This window comes from Leisingera sp. ANG-M6 (assembly GCF_000813905.1).
Classification (GTDB): Bacteria; Pseudomonadota; Alphaproteobacteria; order Rhodobacterales; family Rhodobacteraceae; genus Leisingera.
The window spans coordinates 1-18,384 of record NZ_JWLG01000010.1 but is presented as its reverse complement, the minus strand read 5'-3'; the positions used below and the strand labels follow the sequence as shown (position 1 = coordinate 18,384).

The 18,384-nt window shown below is 63.1% G+C and carries 19 protein-coding genes; 16 read left to right on the top strand and 3 right to left on the bottom strand.

What is annotated here, in order from left to right; translation table 11 throughout:
• Positions 1–117 precede the first annotated feature (117 nt).
• The 8 genes from RA24_RS07940 to RA24_RS07905 all read left to right on the top strand — a co-directional run bounded on the left by RA24_RS07940 (position 118) and on the right by RA24_RS07905 (position 4,937).
• Positions 118–696 carry a GNAT family N-acetyltransferase gene (locus tag RA24_RS07940; RefSeq protein ID WP_241480918.1) on the top strand — a complete coding sequence of 193 codons (579 nt, stop codon included), beginning with the start codon at positions 118–120 and terminating at the stop codon, positions 694–696.
• Between the two features lie 61 nt (positions 697–757).
• On the top strand, positions 758–1,360 hold the full coding sequence (locus RA24_RS07935) for a GNAT family N-acetyltransferase (RefSeq protein WP_019296652.1): 603 nt from the start codon (positions 758–760) through the stop codon (positions 1,358–1,360).
• A gap of 114 nt (positions 1,361–1,474) precedes the next feature.
• Positions 1,475–1,783, top strand: a complete 309-nt coding sequence (locus RA24_RS07930) for a chorismate mutase (protein ID WP_019296653.1) — start codon at positions 1,475–1,477, stop codon at positions 1,781–1,783.
• Between the two features lie 60 nt (positions 1,784–1,843).
• The gene (rpsP, locus tag RA24_RS07925; RefSeq protein ID WP_019296654.1) at positions 1,844–2,212 is read left to right on the top strand and encodes a 30S ribosomal protein S16; all 369 of its coding nucleotides are present in this window, start codon (positions 1,844–1,846) and stop codon (positions 2,210–2,212) included.
• Positions 2,213–2,216: 4 nt separating this feature from the next.
• The gene (gene bluB / locus RA24_RS07920) at positions 2,217–2,855 is read left to right on the top strand and encodes a 5,6-dimethylbenzimidazole synthase (protein ID WP_039190884.1); all 639 of its coding nucleotides are present in this window, start codon (positions 2,217–2,219) and stop codon (positions 2,853–2,855) included.
• Positions 2,856–3,008: 153 nt separating this feature from the next.
• The gene (rimM, locus tag RA24_RS07915; protein ID WP_039147187.1) at positions 3,009–3,512 is read left to right on the top strand and encodes a ribosome maturation factor RimM; all 504 of its coding nucleotides are present in this window, start codon (positions 3,009–3,011) and stop codon (positions 3,510–3,512) included.
• Between the two features lie 173 nt (positions 3,513–3,685).
• Positions 3,686–4,495 (top strand): tRNA (guanosine(37)-N1)-methyltransferase TrmD, encoded by an 810-nt coding sequence (trmD, locus tag RA24_RS07910; protein ID WP_039147188.1) that lies wholly within the window; start codon positions 3,686–3,688, stop codon positions 4,493–4,495.
• 106 nt (positions 4,496–4,601) lie between these two features.
• The gene (locus RA24_RS07905) at positions 4,602–4,937 is read left to right on the top strand and encodes a YegP family protein (protein ID WP_019296659.1); all 336 of its coding nucleotides are present in this window, start codon (positions 4,602–4,604) and stop codon (positions 4,935–4,937) included.
• Between the two features lie 38 nt (positions 4,938–4,975).
• Here the strand turns inward: RA24_RS07905 and RA24_RS07900 are convergent, their stop codons facing one another.
• Positions 4,976–7,054, bottom strand: coding sequence for a hypothetical protein (locus RA24_RS07900; protein WP_039190883.1), 2,079 nt, complete (start codon positions 7,052–7,054; stop codon positions 4,976–4,978).
• A gap of 394 nt (positions 7,055–7,448) precedes the next feature.
• On the opposite strand from RA24_RS07900, the gene rplS reads away from it, so the two are divergent.
• The 4 genes from rplS (at position 7,449) to RA24_RS07880 (ending at position 11,182) form a co-directional block, all read left to right on the top strand.
• On the top strand, positions 7,449–7,823 hold the full coding sequence (rplS, locus tag RA24_RS07895) for a 50S ribosomal protein L19 (protein ID WP_019296661.1): 375 nt from the start codon (positions 7,449–7,451) through the stop codon (positions 7,821–7,823).
• A gap of 11 nt (positions 7,824–7,834) precedes the next feature.
• Positions 7,835–8,056 carry a 50S ribosomal protein L31 gene (gene rpmE, locus RA24_RS07890; protein WP_039147194.1) on the top strand — a complete coding sequence of 74 codons (222 nt, stop codon included), beginning with the start codon at positions 7,835–7,837 and terminating at the stop codon, positions 8,054–8,056.
• A 114-nt stretch (positions 8,057–8,170) separates the two neighbouring features.
• Positions 8,171–10,261 carry a DEAD/DEAH box helicase gene (locus tag RA24_RS07885; protein ID WP_039190880.1) on the top strand — a complete coding sequence of 697 codons (2,091 nt, stop codon included), beginning with the start codon at positions 8,171–8,173 and terminating at the stop codon, positions 10,259–10,261.
• Positions 10,262–10,372: 111 nt separating this feature from the next.
• On the top strand, positions 10,373–11,182 hold the full coding sequence (locus RA24_RS07880) for a division plane positioning ATPase MipZ (protein ID WP_019296664.1): 810 nt from the start codon (positions 10,373–10,375) through the stop codon (positions 11,180–11,182).
• 18 nt (positions 11,183–11,200) lie between these two features.
• On the opposite strand, the gene RA24_RS07875 is transcribed toward RA24_RS07880, so the two are convergent.
• Complete coding sequence (locus RA24_RS07875) at positions 11,201–12,433, bottom strand: adenylate/guanylate cyclase domain-containing protein (RefSeq protein ID WP_019296665.1); 1,233 nt, start codon at positions 12,431–12,433, stop codon at positions 11,201–11,203.
• Between the two features lie 51 nt (positions 12,434–12,484).
• Complete coding sequence (locus RA24_RS07870; protein ID WP_019296666.1) at positions 12,485–12,925, bottom strand: MarR family winged helix-turn-helix transcriptional regulator; 441 nt, start codon at positions 12,923–12,925, stop codon at positions 12,485–12,487.
• Between the two features lie 71 nt (positions 12,926–12,996).
• On the opposite strand from RA24_RS07870, the gene hmgA reads away from it, so the two are divergent.
• The 4 genes from hmgA to RA24_RS07850 form a co-directional block, all read left to right on the top strand.
• Positions 12,997–14,352 (top strand): homogentisate 1,2-dioxygenase, encoded by a 1,356-nt coding sequence (gene hmgA, locus RA24_RS07865; protein WP_039190879.1) that lies wholly within the window; start codon positions 12,997–12,999, stop codon positions 14,350–14,352.
• A 105-nt stretch (positions 14,353–14,457) separates the two neighbouring features.
• On the top strand, positions 14,458–15,729 hold the full coding sequence (fahA, locus tag RA24_RS07860) for a fumarylacetoacetase (RefSeq protein WP_039190877.1): 1,272 nt from the start codon (positions 14,458–14,460) through the stop codon (positions 15,727–15,729).
• Positions 15,730–15,740: 11 nt separating this feature from the next.
• The gene (locus RA24_RS07855) at positions 15,741–16,691 is read left to right on the top strand and encodes an MBL fold metallo-hydrolase (protein WP_039190875.1); all 951 of its coding nucleotides are present in this window, start codon (positions 15,741–15,743) and stop codon (positions 16,689–16,691) included.
• A gap of 199 nt (positions 16,692–16,890) precedes the next feature.
• On the top strand, positions 16,891–18,384 hold a 1,494-nt coding region (locus RA24_RS07850), incomplete at its 3' end, for an FAD-dependent oxidoreductase (protein WP_039190873.1).

Below are 18,384 nucleotides of genomic sequence, written 5' to 3'. Positions count from 1 at the left end.
TACCGCACTGCGCAACCCGGCGCGTCCCGCAGCCGTTTAACGGAAAATTACGCAGTCTCATCGATACTCCTTCACCGGATGGGTGAAAAAGACGCCGGGCGGCCTGCCGCCCGGGCAATGGGGTACGATATGAAAGACGCGCAACGGCGGTATCCACGGCTGGTTTCCAAGCGGCTGATGCTGATTTCTCCGGCGGATCCGGATTTTGACGCCCAGGCTGCCTTCCTGGCGCCGGACGCGCCGCGGTTCATCAATGTCGCGGATGACGCCGATTCTCTGTGGTGGTCGATCGCCACCATCATCGGCCATTGGCACCTGCACGGCTACGGCCTGTTTGCCGTGGTGGAGCGCAGCACCGGCGACACCGTGGGCCTGGTCGGCCCCTGGTTCCCCAAGGGCTGGCCGGAACCGGAACTGTCCTGGCACCTGATGGAGACCGGCGAGGGCAAAGGGTATGCCAGCGAAGCCGTGCAGTGCGTGCTGGACTGGCTGTTCAACGCGGCCGGCTGGGACACCATCGTTTCCTACGTGCCGGAAGAAAACACCGCCTCCATCGCCCTGGCCCGCCGCGCCGGCGCCCAGCCCGAACGGCTGGTCTCCTTCCCGCTGCAGCCGGCCCCGGGCCTGCGCTGCTGGCGCCACACGCCCGCCGCCCGCCGCTCCGGCCCTGAAGCCGCCCGGGGGCTTTTGCACTGATGCGCCTGCGCGGGGTCATATCCTGGCGCCGACGCGCCCTTCCGCTGGAAGGAGCGCGCTGATGCCGTTTGACATCCCGGTGATCGAAACCCGCCGCCTGGTGCTGCGCGGCCCCGAAGCGCAGGATTACCCCGACTTCAAGGCCACCTTCAGCTCCTACCGCTCCCGTTTCATGGGCGGGCCGCTGAACACTTACGAGGCCTGGATGCTCTATGCCGCCGAGATCGGCCACTGGCAGGTGCGCGGCTTCGGCATGTGGATGATCCACGACAAGGCCAGCGGCGAGACTTACGGCATGGCCGGCGGCTGGCAGCCCGCAGGCTGGCCGGAGCGCGAGATCGCCTGGATCATCTGGCCTGATGCCGCAGGCAAGGGCTATGCGCTGGAGGCTACCCACGCCGCCCGGCGGCATTTCTATTCGGAACTGGGCTGGGAGACTGCGGTCAGCTATATCGACCCCAAGAATCTCGACTCGATCCGGCTCGCGGAACGGCTCGGCGCTGCCAAGGACCACGGCGCCGCCACCATCGACGGCAACGACGCCGTCTACCGCCACCCCGCGCCGGACGCCCTGAAGGACAGCCAGATTGCGCATGGGATCGACATGGAAATCAGCCATTACGCCGATCCGCTCTTCAAACCGGAGGGCTGGGCCATTGACTAATCTGCGCGCGATTTCCCGGATGCTGCGCTGCGGCGGTGCACAGGTGGTGCACAGCCGGTGCACGCCTGGCACCCCCTCGACGGCACCCCGCCCTGCTGTATTGCGGAGACCCCGATGACAACAGATATCCAAGATCCCGTTGCCCGCGCAGCCGCGCTGCTGAAGGGCCACCGCGAAAGCATCGACCGTCTGGATGCAATCCTCGTCTATACTCTGGGCGAGCGGTTCAAGCACACCCAGGCGGTGGGCCGGCTCAAGGCCGAACACGACCTTCCCCCGTCCGATCCCACCCGCGAAGCGGCCCAGATCGCACGGCTCGAAGACCTGGCGGATCAGGCCGATCTGGACCCTGAATTCGCCAAGGCATTCCTGAACTTCATCATTGATGAAGTCATCCGCCACCACAAGAAACACCAAGAATAACAACCAACAACAGGACAACCGGGGCATACCCCGGACAACGCCATCAAAGGAGATGTACCCATGGCAATGAAAATCCGTTTGGCCCGCGGCGGCTCCAAAAAACGCCCCTTCTACCGCATCGTGGCTGCTGACAGCCGCATGCCGCGCGACGGCCGCTTCATCGAGAAGCTGGGCACCTACAACCCGCTGCTGCCGAAAGATTCGGAAGACCGCGTGAAAATGGACCTGGAGCGCGTGCAGCACTGGCTGGACCAGGGCGCGCAGCCGACCGACCGTATCGCCCGCATGCTGGAAGCCGCAGGCGTCCGCGCCAAGGCCGAGCGCAGCAACCCGAAAAAAGGCACCCCGGGCAAGAAAGCCCAGGAGCGCGCAGAAGAGAAAGCTGCAAAGGCTGCTGAAGCCGCCGAAGCAGCTGCAGACGCGGAATAATTCCGTGGAGCTGCGGGGCGCTTTTCCCGAAGAGTTCCGCAGCCAGCTTGATCTGCTGATGCGGCTCCGGCGCGACGTGCGCCGGTTCCGCAGCGATCCGGTGGAGGAGGCAGTGCTGATGCGCTGCCTTTCTGCCATTCAGCTCGCCCCGTCCGTGGGCTTGAGCGAACCCTGGCGCATCCTGCGGGTAGAGAGCGGCACCGCCCGCGCCGCTGCGCTGAAGAATTTTGAGGCCGCCAACGCCCAGGCGCTGACCGGGTATTCCGGCGAAAAGGCAGAGCGTTATGCGGAACTGAAACTGTCCGGCATGCGCGATGCTCCGGTGCAGCTGGCCGTCTACTGCGACGATGAGACCACCCAGGGCCACGGCCTGGGCGCTGCCACCATGCCGGAGATGCGCCGCTATTCGGTGGTCACCGCCATCACCCTGTTCTGGCTGGCGCTGCGCGCCGAAGGGCTGGGGCTGGGCTGGGTTTCGGTACTGGACCCCCAGCTGCTGAACCGCGACCTGAACGCGCCCAAGGGCTGGCAGCTGATCGGTTATTTCTGCATCGGCTACCCGGAGCGGCTGTCGGACACGCCGGAACTGGAAGAAACCGGCTGGGAAAGCCGGATGGCGGACCTGCCGCTTGAAACCCGCTGAGGCCCGTCATGGGACGGTTGATAAGGCTTGTGTTTTTTGTTGCAGTGGCCTTTACCGCGGGCATCTTCTTTGAACGCAACCATCAAAGCGAACTCTGCGAACAATCCGGCGGCCAATGGCTGCGCGCGGGGTTCTGTGCAAAGGACTGACACCATGAGCGATCTGATCTGCGTAGGCGCCATTTCCGGGTCCTTCGGGGTGCGCGGCGAGGTGCGGCTCAAGAGCTTCTGTGCCATCCCGGAAGAGATCGAGGACTACTCGCCGCTCAGCAATGAGGACGGGAGCAAGACCTACTCCCTGACCATCACCCGCCCGATCAAGAACGGCTTTGCCGCGTTGCTGGAAGGTGTTGAAACCAAGGAAGAGGCCGACGCCATCAAGGGATTGCGGCTGTTTGCCCGCCGCGATCAGCTGCCGCAGCTGCCGGATGACGAGTTCTACCATACCGACCTGATCGGGCTGGAAGTCTATGACACCGGCGGCACGCTGCTGGGCACGGTGAAATCGGTGCAGAACCACGGCGCCTCCGACCTGCTGGAGATCCACGGCCCCGGCCTCAAGGCAACCGTGCTGCTGCCCTTCACCCTGGAAGCGGTGCCAACCGTGGATCTGACCCAGCGCCGCATTGTCGCCGACCCGCCCGAAGGGCTGTTCTGAAAGGTGCATTAGGGGCTTTGCTCCCTCGCGCTACTGGCGCTCAGCCCCAGGATACTACCTGCCAGAAGAAGACTGGATCTCTTGTACATCTGGCCGAAAATATCCCGGAGCGCGAAGCAGAGCCTCGCATAACTCCGCTTTCTTCGCAGCGCGCCATCGCCTATGAGGACGCCATGACAGACACGCCCTCCCGCTCCCATGGCCGCAAGGCCATCCGCCCCACGCTGAAACCGCGCGAGCTGATGACGCCGACGCCGGACCTGGCTGGCGTGTGGAAGGCCAAGATCATCACCCTGTTTCCCGCGGCCTTTCCCGGTGTGCTGGGCGAAAGCCTGACCGGCAAGGCGCTGCAGGAGGGCCTTTGGCAGCTGGAGACCACCGATCTGCGCGAATTCGGCGTGGGCAAGCACCGCAATGTCGATGACACGCCCGCAGGCGGCGGCGCCGGCATGGTGCTGCGCGCCGATGTGCTGGGCGAAGCGATCGAACACACGATGGCGGATACCCGCGGCAACTGGCCCCTGGTCTACCTGACCCCGCGCGGGCGGCCGATGAACCAGCAGATGATGCATAATTTCGCCCAATGCGACGGCATCACCCTGCTCTGCGGGCGGTTCGAAGGTGTCGATGAACGGGTGCTGGAGCATTACGGCATTCAGGAGGTCTCATTGGGGGACTTCGTGATGACTGGCGGCGAACTGGCGGCACAGGCGCTCATTGACGCCACCGTGCGGCTGATCCCGGGGGTTCTGGGCAACCACGCCTCGACCGAGGAGGAGAGCTTTTCCTCCGGCCTTTTGGAACATCCGCAATACACCCGCCCTGCCGAATGGAAGGGCCGGGAAATCCCCGATGTGCTGATGTCCGGCCATCACGGCAAGATCGCAGACTGGCGCCACGGGATGAGCGAAGAGATCACCAAGGCCCGCCGCCCGGACCTGTGGGAGGCCTACATCCGCTCCAAGGACAGCGGCAAGCCATAGCGCAAGTGACGCACCAGCCTGGCTTTTCCCCAATGCAAGCCGTTGCCGCATTGGCGAACCCGTGTTTTACTCCTCCTGCATAAGTTAAATGACAGGAGACAGCAGGGTGGCTGGGAAATTTGAACTCTACACCGACAACGCAGGCGAATTCCGCTTCCGCCTGAAGGCAGGCAATGGCGAAAACATTCTGGCCAGCGAAGGCTACAAGCAGAAGGCCAGCGCCGAGAACGGTATTGAATCGGTCCGCAAGAATGCCGGCGACGACGCGCGCTATGAGCGCAAGGAAACCGCGGCCGGCAAACATATGTTCAACCTCAAGGCCACCAACGGCCAGGTGATCGGCACCTCGCAAAGCTACGCCAGTGCCTCTGGCCGCGATAACGGCATCGAGTCGGTCAAGAAGAACGCGCCAGACGCGGCGCTGGACGACCAGACCGCCTGAAACAGCACCGGGCCCTGTCCGGGCCCGGCCGCAGCCGGCTAGTTCGGCATCTTGTTGTTTTTCCAGACCGTCAGCGTTGTTCCCTGCTTGAAGGTGACATCACCCTTGGACTGGTTCCGCTCCGTTTCCCAGCCAATATCACTGCTGCCCAGCCGGTCATCCGGGAAGTGGGTCTTGAACTTCCAGTCGCCAGCCGTGGACGAGCGGGTCAGCACAACCAGGCAGTGGGGCACCATCTTCACACCGCCGCCACCGGATTTTTCAACCAGTTTCACGTTCAGGGCCTTGAACATGTCATCCAGGCTGGATTTGCCCTGTTCAAAGTCGGAAACCGCGGATTTGATATCGTTGAGCGAAACGGCAGCCCCGTCACGCTTGAGCGCATAGCCCCAGCCCGGCGCCGAGGCCGGCGGCCCCATCTTCAAGGTCAGCGAGGTCAGTTCGTCCGTCACCTGATTGGCCTGGGTCTTTTTGCCGGTGGCATAATGCGTGAACCCCTTGAACTTTGCGGCAATGGACGTTGCCCGGTCGAAGGCTTCTTTTTCAAGAACCGGGGTTGCCCACATTGAGGCATTGCCGCCGCTGTACTGCTTGCGGTCAAAGCTGGCTGCGATCTGCTTTTCGACTTCCGAACGGTTGGCAATCACCCGTTTCCCGTCCTCCTCGGTATAGGTGATTTTCACCTTATTCCACTTCTCGGTCACCTGCGCGGTGCCGGCGGAATTGCCGCTCTGATCCGGGGTCACCCCGTCCTGCGAAGAGGCCCGCATCGCCTGCCGTTCCATGCCGGTCTGCGCACCGTGGCGGCCGGTGCCGTGGCCTTCGCCGCCGTCCTCCGCCTTGATGCGCTCTTCCTGCCATTGCTGTGCCTCGGCCTGCTTCTTGATCAGCGCCTCGATCTGGCTGCGGGCCTGATCCACCGGCACGCTGTCCAGCATTTCATCCAATGCCGTGATGCGGGACTTGATATTGCCCAAGGCTGTGACAAAGGCTTTTTCCTTCTCCAGCTTCTCGGCCTTCATCTCCTCGACATTTTTCAGCAGCTGGCCGCGGGACTGCTCCAGCACCTGTTTGGCCTTTTCCAGCCGCTCGGCGCTGGCGTCGACCTGCTGCTGCTTCTTGCTGATGTCCTTGGCCTTGGTCAGCCCTGACAGGGTTTCCTGCAAGTCCTTCAGCACCCCGGCTTCGCGGGTCACGGCCGTTTCCAGCTTGCCCAGCTTCGCGATTTCCTCCTTGATCCGGCTGGCCAGCATCTTGGCTGCTTTGCCGCTATCCGACTGCGCGAACTCCTCGCTGCGCTTTTCCGCGTCTTGCTCATCCGACGCCAGCGCCGCCTTCACATATCCGACCATTTCCTTGTCGAGCACCTCCAGCCGGGCATAGGCCTGCTTCCATTCGCCCTTCTCGAAATGTTCGGCCACAGCCCCGAAATGCTGGCGAAGCGCCTTGCGCTCATCATCCATGATCTTGCCCTTGACCTTGTCGAACCGGGCGGTAGTGGCCTTGAGCCGGGTCTTGGCGTTGGTTTCTTCCTTGGAGGCCTCCTTGCCGCCGCCGATCAGCTTGATCAGCTCCTCCATCCGGGTGTTGAGGGCGATCAGGGTCTTGGCCGCTTGTGCCTGGTCCGTGTCCTTCTGCTCCTCGATCTGCCCGAACAGGATGCGCAGCTCCTTGCGCTCATCATCCGTGATCCTGCCCTTGATTTTGTCAAAGCGGCTTTCCACCGCCTGCAGCCGTTTCAGGAAGCGCTTGTCCGGATCAGCCTCGCCGCCCGCATCCAGGTCCACGGCCACAAGCTCATAGCCGAACTGGGTGCCCTTCATCAGCGGCTTCAGCTTCTTTTCAGGCATCCTGCCCTTCACCAGGCTGAGCCGCAGCGTGCCGTCCTTGACAGAACACTGCCCCACCGCCCGCTGTTTGGCTTTGGACTTCAGCTCCTTCAGCAAAGGCGGCGCCGCCTCGCCGACAATCAGGATGGACTGGGCTGCACCGTTCAGCGTGACCTCATCATAGAAGTAGAAATCGCCCGGTGTGGCATCCAGCTTCTTGAGCTCTTTCTTCAATTCCGCCTTGTAGGATTGTTCGCTGTTGAAAATATCCATCTTTTTGAATGGCATGCTGTCTCCCCTCCCTGGTGAGGCGCGCCCGGCCGGCTGCATATGCTGACGCTGCGTAAATAAATGTATTTGAACGGTAACCGCAGATCCGCAGCCGATCAAAAGGAAATCAATGCCTGCGATCCGGGCGCCGCCGCAGAATTCCCTTGAAACATTGGCGCAGCAGGCCTAAAAGCCGCTCGTCTGGTGCCGGGAATCGGCCCCGGGCCGTTGGCTGTTGGATCAGCCCCGGAAATCTTCTTCGGTTTTCTTCAGGATCCAACCCGCCAGCAGCAAGGAACAGACGGCGTGATCTCTGGCGGGCTGCCTTTGGCGGGACCCGGTGAAGACCAGGAGCTCTCATGACGGCACAAACCTCTGCGGAATGAACCGCAGGCAATTTAGGAGAGTTGCGATGGACCTGATCGCACAGCTGGAGGCGGAACAGATCGCCGCCCTGGGGAAAGAGATCCCCGACTTCAAAGCCGGTGACACCATCCGTGTCGGCTACAAGGTGACCGAAGGCTCGCGTTCGCGCGTGCAGATGTACGAAGGCGTTTGCATCAGCCGCAAAAACGGCTCGGGCATTGCCGGTTCGTTCACCGTCCGCAAGATTTCGTTCGGCGAAGGCGTGGAGCGTGTGTTCCCGCTGTTCTCGACCAACATCGACTCGATCGAAGTGGTGCGCCGCGGCCGCGTCCGCCGCGCCAAGCTGTACTACCTGCGCGCCCGCCGCGGTAAGTCGGCCCGTATCGCAGAAGATGCGAACTACAAGCCCAAGAAAGCCTGAGGAGCGGTATCATGAAAAAAGACACCCATCCCGATTACCACTTCATCGACGTCAAAATGACCGACGGCACCGTCCTCAAGATGCGCTCCACCTGGGGTGCTGAGGGTGATCAGCTGGCCCTGGACATCGACCCGACCGTGCACCCGGCCTGGACCGGCGGCACCTCGCGCCTGCTGGACGCCGGCGGCCGCGTGTCCAAGTTCAAGAAGAAATACGAAGGCCTGGGCTTCTAAGCCGCCTGCCGTATTTTGCAGAACTCCCGAAGGCTGCCCCGGACGGGCAGCCTTCTTTCTTTTTCTCCTGACGCTGGGGCCGGATGTGCGCCCCGCGGGAAAGACAGCCCCCTCGTGAAACAAGCCCTGGCCAACGCACTGCAAGAGCGCGGATATGAAACCCTGACCCAAGTGCAGGAGGCTGTGACCCAGCCTGACGTGGAAGGGCGCGACCTGCTGGTGTCTGCACAGACCGGATCGGGCAAAACTGTCGGCTTCGGCCTGGCGCTGGCCCAGGATCTGCTGGGCGAAGAGGACGCGTTCGGCGAGGCCGCGGCACCGCTGGCGCTGGTGATCGCCCCGACCCGCGAACTGGCGCTGCAGGTGAAACACGAACTTGGCTGGCTCTACCGCGAGGCAGGCGCACGGATTGCGTCCTGCGTCGGCGGCATGGACATGCGCGATGAGCGCCGGGCGCTGGAACGCGGTGCCCATATCGTGGCGGCCACTCCGGGCCGTCTGCGCGACCATATCGCGCGCGGCTCCATCGACCTCAGCCAGGTACGCGGCGTGGTGCTGGACGAGGCCGACGAGATGCTGGACCTCGGCTTCCGCGAGGATCTGGAGTTCATCCTGGGCGAAGCGCCCGAAGACCGCCGCACCCTGCTGTTCTCCGCCACCGTTCCGCCGGCAATTGCCAGCCTGGCTGAGACCTTCCAGCGCGACGCGATGCGGATCAAGACCGCAGGCGAGACCAAGCAGCACGCGGATATCGAATACCGTCTGATGAGCGTCGCGCAAGCGGACGCGGAAAACGCCATCATCAACGTGCTGCGCTACTATGAGGCGCCCAGCTCCATCGTCTTTGCCAACACCCGCGCAGCGGTGAACCGTCTGGCCGCGCGCCTGACCAACCGCGGCCTGCCGGTGGTGACCTTGTCGGGCGAGCTGTCCCAGACCGAACGCAGCCATGCGCTGCAGGCAATGCGCGACGGGCGTGCCCGGGTTTGCGTGGCCACCGATGTGGCGGCCCGCGGCATTGACCTGCCGGGGCTGGAACTGGTGGTCCATGCGGAGCTGCCCTCGAACCACGAAACCCTGCTGCACCGCTCCGGCCGCACCGGCCGCGCGGGCCGCAAGGGCGTCAGCGCGCTGATCGCTCCGCCCAAAGCGCGCTCCAAGGCCCTGCGCCTGCTGAAATGGGCCAAGCTGACCGCTGAGCATTGCGAAGCGCCCTCTGCCGACGACGTGCTGGCCCGCGACGAAGAGCGGATGCTGGCCGATCCGGTCTGGCAGGAACCGGTTGCCGAAAACGAACAGGCAGGCGTGCAGACCCTGCTGGACACATTCACACCCGAACAGATCGCCGCAACCTATCTGCGCCTGTTCCGCAGCCGCCACTCGGCGCCTGAGGACCTGCGCCCGGCAGACACGCCGGAGCCGCGCAAGGAGCGTAAGGAACGCAAAGCCTTCGGCCTCTCTGTCTGGTTCTCCCTGTCGGGCGGCCGCGAGGCCGGCGCCGACCCGCGCAAGGTGCTGCCGATGCTGTGCAAGGCCGGTAATATCGACCGCGACGCCATCGGCGCAATCCGGGTGCAGGATAACGAGACCTTTGCCGAAATCAGCAAAGACGCGGTTGAGGGCTTCCTCAAGGCGCTGGACGGCAAGACAGAGCTGGAGCCGGGCGCTGTGCTGACGCAGCTGGCTGAAGCACCGGAACTGGCCCCTGCCCCGCGCCGCGGCCCCGGCGGGCCGAAGGGCGGCTTCAAAGGCGACCGAAAACCGCATCGCGGCAAGGACGATGGCGCCAAGCCCTACCGTGCCAAATCCGATCACCGCGAAGACAGCCGCCCGCCCCGCAAGGAATGGACCGACAAGCCGGAGGGCAAGGAACGGAGCGACAAGACTGCAGGCAAGGACTGGGGCGGCAAGCCCGCGCGCAAGGATTGGGACAGCAAACCGGCCCGCAAGGAGGACCGCCCCAGCAAGCCCAAGCCGGCTGTGACCGCCAAGCCCAAAGGCGCATCGGATCCCTCCAAGCGGATGACCCGGCCCGGCGCACCCGCGGCCAAGCCGTTCAAGGCCAAAGGCCCCAAGCCGCCGGTCGGCAAGCCCAACAGCAAGAAGAACAAGGCGCGCGCCGCTGCAGCCGTGTCCGCAAAGGGCGGCAAGGGCGGCGACGCCCGCCCCAAGCGCAAGCCTGCGGGTCCTGCAAAACACAGGTGATACACTAAGTTTACCAGACTGCCCGCACCGCTTTTCTTGGCGGAATCCAGAGCCTATACAGGAGCCCAAAGCGAAAGACGTGCACAAAAGCACGAGCGAAGGGACCTGTACATGGCGCATATCATTGTCGTCGGCAACGAGAAGGGCGGCGCGGGCAAATCGACCGTTTCCATGCATGTCGCAACCACCCTGGCCCGGCTGGGCCACAAGGTCGCGGCGCTGGATCTGGATCTGCGGCAGCGCTCGATGGGGCGCTACCTGGAGAACCGCAAGGATTTCTGCGTCAAATCCGGCCTGGACCTGCCGATGGTGGAAATCCACGAGCTGCCGGAGATCGACCCGGCCAGCCTGCAGCCGGGCGAAAACATCTATGACCACCGGCTGTCAGCGGCAGTCTCGGCGCTGGAGCCGGGCCATGACTTCATCCTGATTGACTGCCCCGGCTCGCACACCCGCCTCAGCCAGGTGGCGCATTCACTGGCCGACACGCTGATCACGCCGCTGAATGACAGCTTTGTCGACTTCGACCTGCTGGCGCATGTGGACCAGAAGGGCGAGACCATCACCGGGCCGTCCGTTTATTCCGAAATGGTCTGGAACGCCCGCCAGCTGCGCGCGCAGGCCGGGCTGAAGCCGATCGACTGGATCGTGATCCGCAACCGCGTCGGCACCCAGCGCATGGTCAACAAGGAAAAGATGGAACGCGCCATCAAGATGCTGTCCAAGCGGATCGGCTTCCGCATCGCGCCGGGTTTTTCAGAGCGGGTGATTTTCCGCGAGCTGTTCCCGCGCGGTCTGACGCTGCTGGACCTCAAGGACATCGGCGTCAAGCAGCTGAACATCTCCAACATCGCCGCCCGGCAGGAACTGCGCGACATGATGAAGGAAGTGAACCTGCCCGGGGTCGAGATCAGCATCTGACCCCGGCTGTGCAGCCGCCTAGCTGTCGCAGCCGCAATTGCCGCGGTAGATCGTGTACAACTCCATCGGCTCTGCCACGCCGCGCAGCATGTAGCGGCCCAGGGACACCAGGTCATGATTGGTGCCACGGGCCGCGGTTTTCACATCCTCGGACATGATGATGTTCTGGCCGACAGAGCGGTGCATGCCGGCAATCCTGGCGGTCTGGTTCACCGCCTGGCCGATCACGGTGAAATCCAGCCGGTTCTCCGCCCCGATATTGCCATAGAGAATATCGCCGGCGTGCAGCGCCAGGGTGAAGCCGGCAGTCGGCAATTCCAGCTCCTCACGCTCAGTGTTATAGGCGCGCACCTTGCCGCACAGCTCATTGGCCGCGGCCAGCGCTGCGTGGGCGTCTTCTTCGATGCTGCCAAGATTGAACATCGTCAGCATGCCGTCGCCCATGAATTTGAGGATATTGCCGCCATGCGCCTGGATGGTTTCGACCGCCAGGCCGAAGTACCCGTTCAGCATCTCGATCAGCTCAGTCCCCGGCAGCCGTTCGGCCAGCTGGGTGAACCCTTTGAGGTCGAACAGGCAGATCACCGCGTCGATCTGCTGCGAGGAGCCGCGCTGGATTTCCCCGGACAGCACCCGGCGCCCGGCATCGCGGCCCAGATAGACCTGCAGCAAGTCGCTGGCCATCTGCCGGTTTGATGAGGACTTCAGTGCCAGCCCCAGATGCGGCAGGGTGGTGCGGATCAGGTCCAGCTCACGGCCGGAAAACCCGCCGGGCCGGTCAGAGGCCCAGGAGACCAGCATCCCTTCGCGCGGGTGGCGCGGATCATTGGGTTCGTCATCGGGCGGCGAGAAGCGAACGCCCTTGGCAAAGTAATCCGTTGCGCCGCGCTCCCGCAGTTCGGGCAGCAGGGGGAACTGTTCCGGCGCATTATCTTCCAGCCGCTCGCGGAACTCTTCCAGATTGTGCTCCAGGATGTGGAAGAACGGACTGCGCAGCCATTCTTCGCGCGGGGATTCGCGGTATTCGTAGTGTTCGTGGCTGATGCCGTCAGCGCGGGTCCAGTTGAAGCCGATGCCGCCGAACTTTGGGTGAAACGCCCGCTGCGCCAGATGGAACCGCCACAAGGGCACTCCTGCATCAACCAGACGCTGGCAATACCCCTGCAAAAGATCCTGCTGCGGCGCCCCATGCAGGCCCTGCTCCATCAGCCAGGCAATCAGCGGCCCTGAATTGACATCAATCTGTATCATCGCTTCACCTTCAATCCCGCTGCTTTATCTGGGGGCTGGGCCTTGCAATGTCTATGGTTCAATCCCTGCTAAATTGCGCAGCATATACCGCAAAATTGCAACCTCGCCGGTGGTGAAGCGGGCGCAGATCCGTGTGTCGAACTCCAGCGCGTGCTCGCGCAGATCCTTATACGCCGCCTCACCGGCCGGGGTCAGCGCCAGATGTTCGGCCCGCCGGTCGTTTTCATCGCGGGTCCGGGTCACGAACCGCTTCTCCGACAGCTTGGCCACCGCGCGGCTGATCTTGGTCTTGTGGATCTTGGCGCGGCTGCCGATCTCCTTGGCGGTCATCTGGCCGTAGTTGCCCAGATGAAACAGCACCCGCCACTCGGTGCGCAGCATTCCGTAGCGGTTCTTGTAGTGCTTCTGGAACCCCAGCGAGCTTTCCTCGGCGGCGCGGTTCAGCAGGTAGGGCAGGAAATCCTGCAAAGCGAAATCATCTTTTTCGTTCATTTTCGTCCCCTCTCCCTTGTTAGTTACAAAAACAACTAATATCCCGCAAGCAGCAAGAGGAGAAACGCGCGATGAATCGGCCAGCCGATCCCCATGAAATGATCCAGGCCCCCTCTCTTCAGGGGCCGCACGAGGGCTATATGCCCGGCTTTGCAAACGACTTTGAAACCGAGGCGCTGCCCGGTGCGCTGCCGCAGGGCATGAACAGCCCGCAAAAGTGCAACTATGGTCTCTACGGCGAACAGCTGAGCGGCACCGCCTTTACCGCCGATGTGCCGGAGCGGACCTGGTGCTACCGCATCCGCCCGTCGGTCAAGCATTCGCACCGCTATGAGAAAATCGACCTGCCGCATTGGAAGTCTGCACCTTGCGTTGATCCGGACGTGATCTCGCTGGGCCAGTACCGCTGGGACCCGGTGCCGCATTCGGATGAAGGCCTCACCTGGCTCACCGGCATGCGCACGATGACCACCGCGGGCGATGTGAACACCCAGGTCGGCATGGCGAGCCATATCTATCTGGTCACCGAGTCGATGGTGGACAGCTACTTCTTCTCCGCTGATTCCGAGCTGCTGGTAGTGCCGCAGGAAGGCCGGCTGCGGTTTGCAACAGAGCTGGGCATCATCGACCTGGCACCGCAGGAAATCGCCATCATCCCGCGCGGGCTGGTCTACCGGGTCGAGGTTTTGGAAGGCCCCTGCCGCGGCTTTGTCTGCGAGAACTACGGCCAGAAATTCGAGCTGCCGGGCCGCGGCCCGATCGGCGCCAACTGCATGGCCAACCCGCGCGACTTCAAGGCGCCGGTGGCGGCGTTCGAGGACCGCGAGGCGCCCTCAACCGTGACCATCAAATGGTGCGGCCAGTTCCATGAGACCAAGATCGGCCACTCGCCGCTGGATGTGGTCGCCTGGCACGGAAACTACGCGCCTTATAAGTACGACCTGACCACCTATTGCCCGGTCGGGGCGATCCTGTTCGATCACCCGGACCCGTCGATCTTTACCGTGCTGACTGCACCGTCCGGCGTGCCGGGCACCGCCAACATCGACTTTGTGCTGTTCCGCGAGCGCTGGATGGTGGCCGAAAACACCTTCCGCCCGCCGTGGTACCACAAGAACATCATGTCGGAGCTGATGGGCAATATCTACGGCCAGTACGACGCCAAGCCGCAGGGGTTTGTGCCGGGCGGGATGTCCTTGCACAACATGATGCTGCCGCACGGGCCGGACAAGAACGCCTTTGAGGGCGCCTCGAACTCCAACCTCGGCCCGGAAAAGCTGGACAACACCATGTCCTTCATGTTCGAGACCCGCTTCCCGCAGCATCTGACCGCCTTTGCAGCCAAGGACGCGCCGCTGCAGGATGACTATATCGACTGCTGGAGCGACATCGAAAAGAAGTTCGACGGCACGCCCGGCCTGAAATGAAATGGTGAGGGGGCGCTGCCCCCTCTGGGCCTCACCGGCCCATTCACCCCCGGAGTATTTCCGGCAAGATGAAAGGGATCTTCGGATCCGGAAACTGGAGACGCTATGCCTCTGCTGAAATCCTGGGTGGCCTCGGCCAATGATGCGAACCACCCGTTCCCGCTGAACAACCTGCCTTACGGCGTTTTTTGGACACCTGAGAAAATTCAGACGCTCGAATGGGACACCCCTCGCTGTGGTGTGGCCATTGGAGACATGATCCTTGATGTGACCGCTCTCGAAGGCGAGTATTTTGAATATGGCGACCCAGTTTTCGATGCCGGGTGCTGGAACGGTTTCATGGAATTAGGCTCCGACATCTGGGCTGAATTCCGCGATAAACTTACGGAAATGCTCAAAGAAGGGTCAGCTTACCAAGCTGAGATTGAGCCTCACCTGTACCCAATCGCAGATGCCCAGATGGAACTGCCATTTGCGGTCAGCGAATACACCGACTTCTACGCCGGCAAAAACCACGCCTTTAACGTCGGGACCATGTTCCGAGGCCCGGAAAACGCGCTACCGCCAAACTGGCTGCATATCCCGATCGGCTATAACGGGCGCGCGTCGTCTGTTGTCGTCTCCGGCACTGATGTGCGCCGCCCCTGGGGCCAGCTGAAAGGCCCGAACGATGACAAGCCGCGGTGGGCGCCCTGCGCACGCTTCGATATCGAGCTGGAGATGGGCGCCATCGTTGGCACACCCTCCGACGGCCCGATCACCGTGCAGGAAGCAGATGACAACATCTTTGGCTATGTGCTGCTGAACGACTGGTCGGCACGCGATATCCAGGCCTGGGAATACCAGCCGCTGGGCCCGTTCCAGGCCAAGGCCACGGCCAACACGATCTCCCCCTGGATCGTGACCAAGTCGGCGCTGGAGCCGTTCCGCTGCGACACGCCGGAACGCGAGGTGGAGCTGCTGGACCACCTTAAGGACTGCGGTCCGATGCTCTATGACATCGACCTTGAGGTGACCCTGGCGCCGGAAGGCAAAGAGGCCACAACCATCGCGCGGACCAACTACAAGGAAATGTATTACTCCGCTGCGCAGCAGCTGGCGCATCACACCACCTCAGGCTGCCCGATGAATGCGGGCGACCTGCTGGGCTCCGGCACCATCTCTGGCCCCACCAAGGAAAGCCGCGGCTCGCTGCTGGAACTCAGCTGGGGCGGCAAGGAGCCACTGACGCTGGACACCGGGGAGGAGCGCTCCTTCATCGCTGATGGCGACACGCTGACCCTGAAAGGCGCGGCCAAGGGAGACGGCTACACCATCGGCTTCGGCGACTGCACCGGCACTGTGCTGCCTGCGCTTGAAGACCCCTACGCAAGATAAGGAAGACCACCATGGCAAAAGCTTTTGCGTCCCAAGGGGACCTGACCGAAAAGAAGATCACCTTCGATGAGATCGGCGAAGGGCTCTATGCCTTCACCGCCGAGGGCGACCCGAACTCCGGCGTGATCATCGGCGATGACAGCGTCATGATCGTCGAGGCGCAGGCCACCCCGCGGCTGGCAAACAAGGTGATCGAATGCGTGCGTTCGGTCACCGACAAGCCGATCACCCACGTGGTGCTGACCCACTATCACGCGGTGCGGGTACTGGGCGCCTCCGCATTCGGCGCGCAGCAAGTGATCATGTCAAATGCCGCATACAACATGGTGCTGGAGCGCGGGCAGGAAGATTGGGACAGCGAGTTCCAGCGTTTCCCGCGCCTGTTTGAAGGCCACGAAAGCATCCCGGGGCTGACCTACCCCACCACAACCTTCACCGATCAGATGACTGTCTTCCTCGGCAACCGCCGGGTCGACATCAAACAGATCGGCCGCGCCCACACTGCTGGCGATGCAGTGATCCACGTACCGGATCAGAACGTGATGTTCACCGGCGACATCGTCGAATACCACTCGGCCTGCTACTGCGGCGACGGGCATTTCGCCGATTGGGGCCAGACGCTCGACAACATCAAAGCCTATGACGTCGACGCGATTGCCCCGGGCCGCGGCGATGCACTGGTCGGCAAAGAGATGGTCAATGCCGCCATCGAGAACACCCGCGACTTCGTCGAGAGCACCTACCGCCCGGTTCAGCGCATCGCAGCACGCGGCGGCTCGCTGAAAGAAGCCTGGGATGCGGTGCGCGCGGAATGCGACCCCAAGTTCGCGGAATACGCGATCTACGAGCATTGCCTGCCCTTCAACGTCGCCCGCGCCTATGACGAGGCCCGCGGCATCGCGCACCCGCGCATCTGGACCGCCCAGCGCGATCTGGAGATGTGGGAGGCCCTGCAGGGGTGAGGCCCGTCCTGGAAACTGTCCGGGGACAGTTTCAGGGCCGAACGGGCGGAGCCCAGGCAAATTTGCAACCGGGGCGGTTTGATCCAGATCGTATCGCCCCGGCAGAACCTGTGAGACGCTAAACCATCCTCCCGGCGTGCCCATGCCGGGAAACGGTGAAGCTGTGCCTGACGGCACCCGGAAATTGGGAGGAGACCTGATGAACAAGATCTTTGAAGTCCCGTTGTACCCCTACGCGCGCCATGCGGATCAGGATGCTCCTGCGCCCGTGCGCCGCAAGGTAGTGGTGATCGGGGCAGGCCCCATCGGCCTGGCTGCCGCCATCGACCTGGCGCAGCAGGGCACCGAAGTGGTGGTGCTGGATGACAACGACAAGGTGAGCTTCGGCTCCCGCGCCATCTGCTTTGCCAAACGGCCCCTGGAAATCCTCGACCGGCTCGGCTGCGGCCAGCCCATGGTGGACAAGGGCGTGCAGTGGAACGTCGGCAAGGTGTTCTTTGACGACCGTCAGGTCTATGACTTCAACCTGCTGCCGGAGGAAGGCCACAAACGCCCTGCCTTCATCAATCTGCAGCAGTATTATTTCGAAGAATACCTGGTGAACCGGGTCCGCGAACTGCAGGAGCAGGGCGCGCCGATTGAGATCCGCGGCCGCAACAAGGTCTCGGCCATTGGCACCCATCCCAGCCATGTAACGCTGGAAGTCGACACGCCCGAAGGCCCCTACAACCTGGAAGCCGACTGGCTGATCGCCTGCGATGGTGCAGGCTCCCCCACCCGGCAGATGCTGGGGCTGGATTTCGTCGGCCGGGTGTTTGAGGACAACTTCCTGATCGCCGATGTGATCATGGAGGCGGACTTCCCGACCGAGCGCTGGTTCTGGTTCGACCCGCCCTTCAACAAGGGCCAGTCTGCCCTGCTGCACAAGCAGCCCGATGGCGTCTGGCGCATCGACCTGCAGCTGGGCTGGGACATCGACAAGGAGCGCGAGAAGCGCCCCGAAAACGTGATCCCGCGGCTGCAAGCCATGCTGGGCGAAGACGTGAAGTTTGAGCTGGAATGGGTCTCGATCTACACCTTCCAGTGCCGCCGGATGGAGCAGTTCCGCCATGGCCGGGTGCTGTTTGCCGGCGACGCCGCGCATCAGGTCTCCCCGTTCGGCGCCCGCGGTGCCAACTCCGGCCTGCAGGACACCGACAACCTGTGCTGGAAGCTGCAGCTGGTGATGGACGGCACCGCACCGGAAAGCCTGCTGGACAGCTATGACATCGAACGCATCCATGGCGCGGATGAGAACATCCTGAACTCCTCGCGCTCCACCGATTTCATCACCCCCAAGTCGGAGATGAGCCGGGTGCTGCGCGACGCAGTTCTGGATCTGTCCGAACAGTATGAATTCGCGCGTCCCTTGGTGAACTCCGGCCGCCTGTCGGTGCCCTGCACCTATGACGGCTCGCCGCTGAACTCAGCCGATGCGCTGAACGGGCCGGAGCGCACCCGCCCCGGCTCCCCCTGCCCCGACGGTCCCCTGGCCGACGGGTTCCTGCTTGACAAGCTGGGAGACAGGCTCACCCTTCTGACCCTCGACGCCGACGCCCCCGATGAGACCGCGGACTCCGGCCTCCAGGTCACCCGGCTGTCGCCTTCTATCCAGGATGACAAGATACAGCGGCTGAATGCCGCATATCTAGGA

Coding starts and splice junctions, on each gene's coding strand:
- RA24_RS07940 (WP_241480918.1), top strand. CDS start 118: ATGGGGTACGATATGAAAGACGCGCAACGGCGGTATCCACGGCTGGTT.
- RA24_RS07935 (WP_019296652.1), top strand. CDS start 758: ATGCCGTTTGACATCCCGGTGATCGAAACCCGCCGCCTGGTGCTGCGC.
- RA24_RS07930 (WP_019296653.1), top strand. CDS start 1,475: ATGACAACAGATATCCAAGATCCCGTTGCCCGCGCAGCCGCGCTGCTG.
- rpsP (WP_019296654.1), top strand. CDS start 1,844: ATGGCAATGAAAATCCGTTTGGCCCGCGGCGGCTCCAAAAAACGCCCC.
- rimM (WP_039147187.1), top strand. CDS start 3,009: ATGAGCGATCTGATCTGCGTAGGCGCCATTTCCGGGTCCTTCGGGGTG.
- trmD (WP_039147188.1), top strand. CDS start 3,686: ATGACAGACACGCCCTCCCGCTCCCATGGCCGCAAGGCCATCCGCCCC.
- RA24_RS07900 (WP_039190883.1), bottom strand. CDS start 7,054: ATGCCATTCAAAAAGATGGATATTTTCAACAGCGAACAATCCTACAAG.
- rplS (WP_019296661.1), top strand. CDS start 7,449: ATGGACCTGATCGCACAGCTGGAGGCGGAACAGATCGCCGCCCTGGGG.
- rpmE (WP_039147194.1), top strand. CDS start 7,835: ATGAAAAAAGACACCCATCCCGATTACCACTTCATCGACGTCAAAATG.
- RA24_RS07880 (WP_019296664.1), top strand. CDS start 10,373: ATGGCGCATATCATTGTCGTCGGCAACGAGAAGGGCGGCGCGGGCAAA.
- RA24_RS07875 (WP_019296665.1), bottom strand. CDS start 12,433: ATGATACAGATTGATGTCAATTCAGGGCCGCTGATTGCCTGGCTGATG.
- RA24_RS07870 (WP_019296666.1), bottom strand. CDS start 12,925: ATGAACGAAAAAGATGATTTCGCTTTGCAGGATTTCCTGCCCTACCTG.
- hmgA (WP_039190879.1), top strand. CDS start 12,997: ATGAATCGGCCAGCCGATCCCCATGAAATGATCCAGGCCCCCTCTCTT.
- fahA (WP_039190877.1), top strand. CDS start 14,458: ATGCCTCTGCTGAAATCCTGGGTGGCCTCGGCCAATGATGCGAACCAC.
- RA24_RS07855 (WP_039190875.1), top strand. CDS start 15,741: ATGGCAAAAGCTTTTGCGTCCCAAGGGGACCTGACCGAAAAGAAGATC.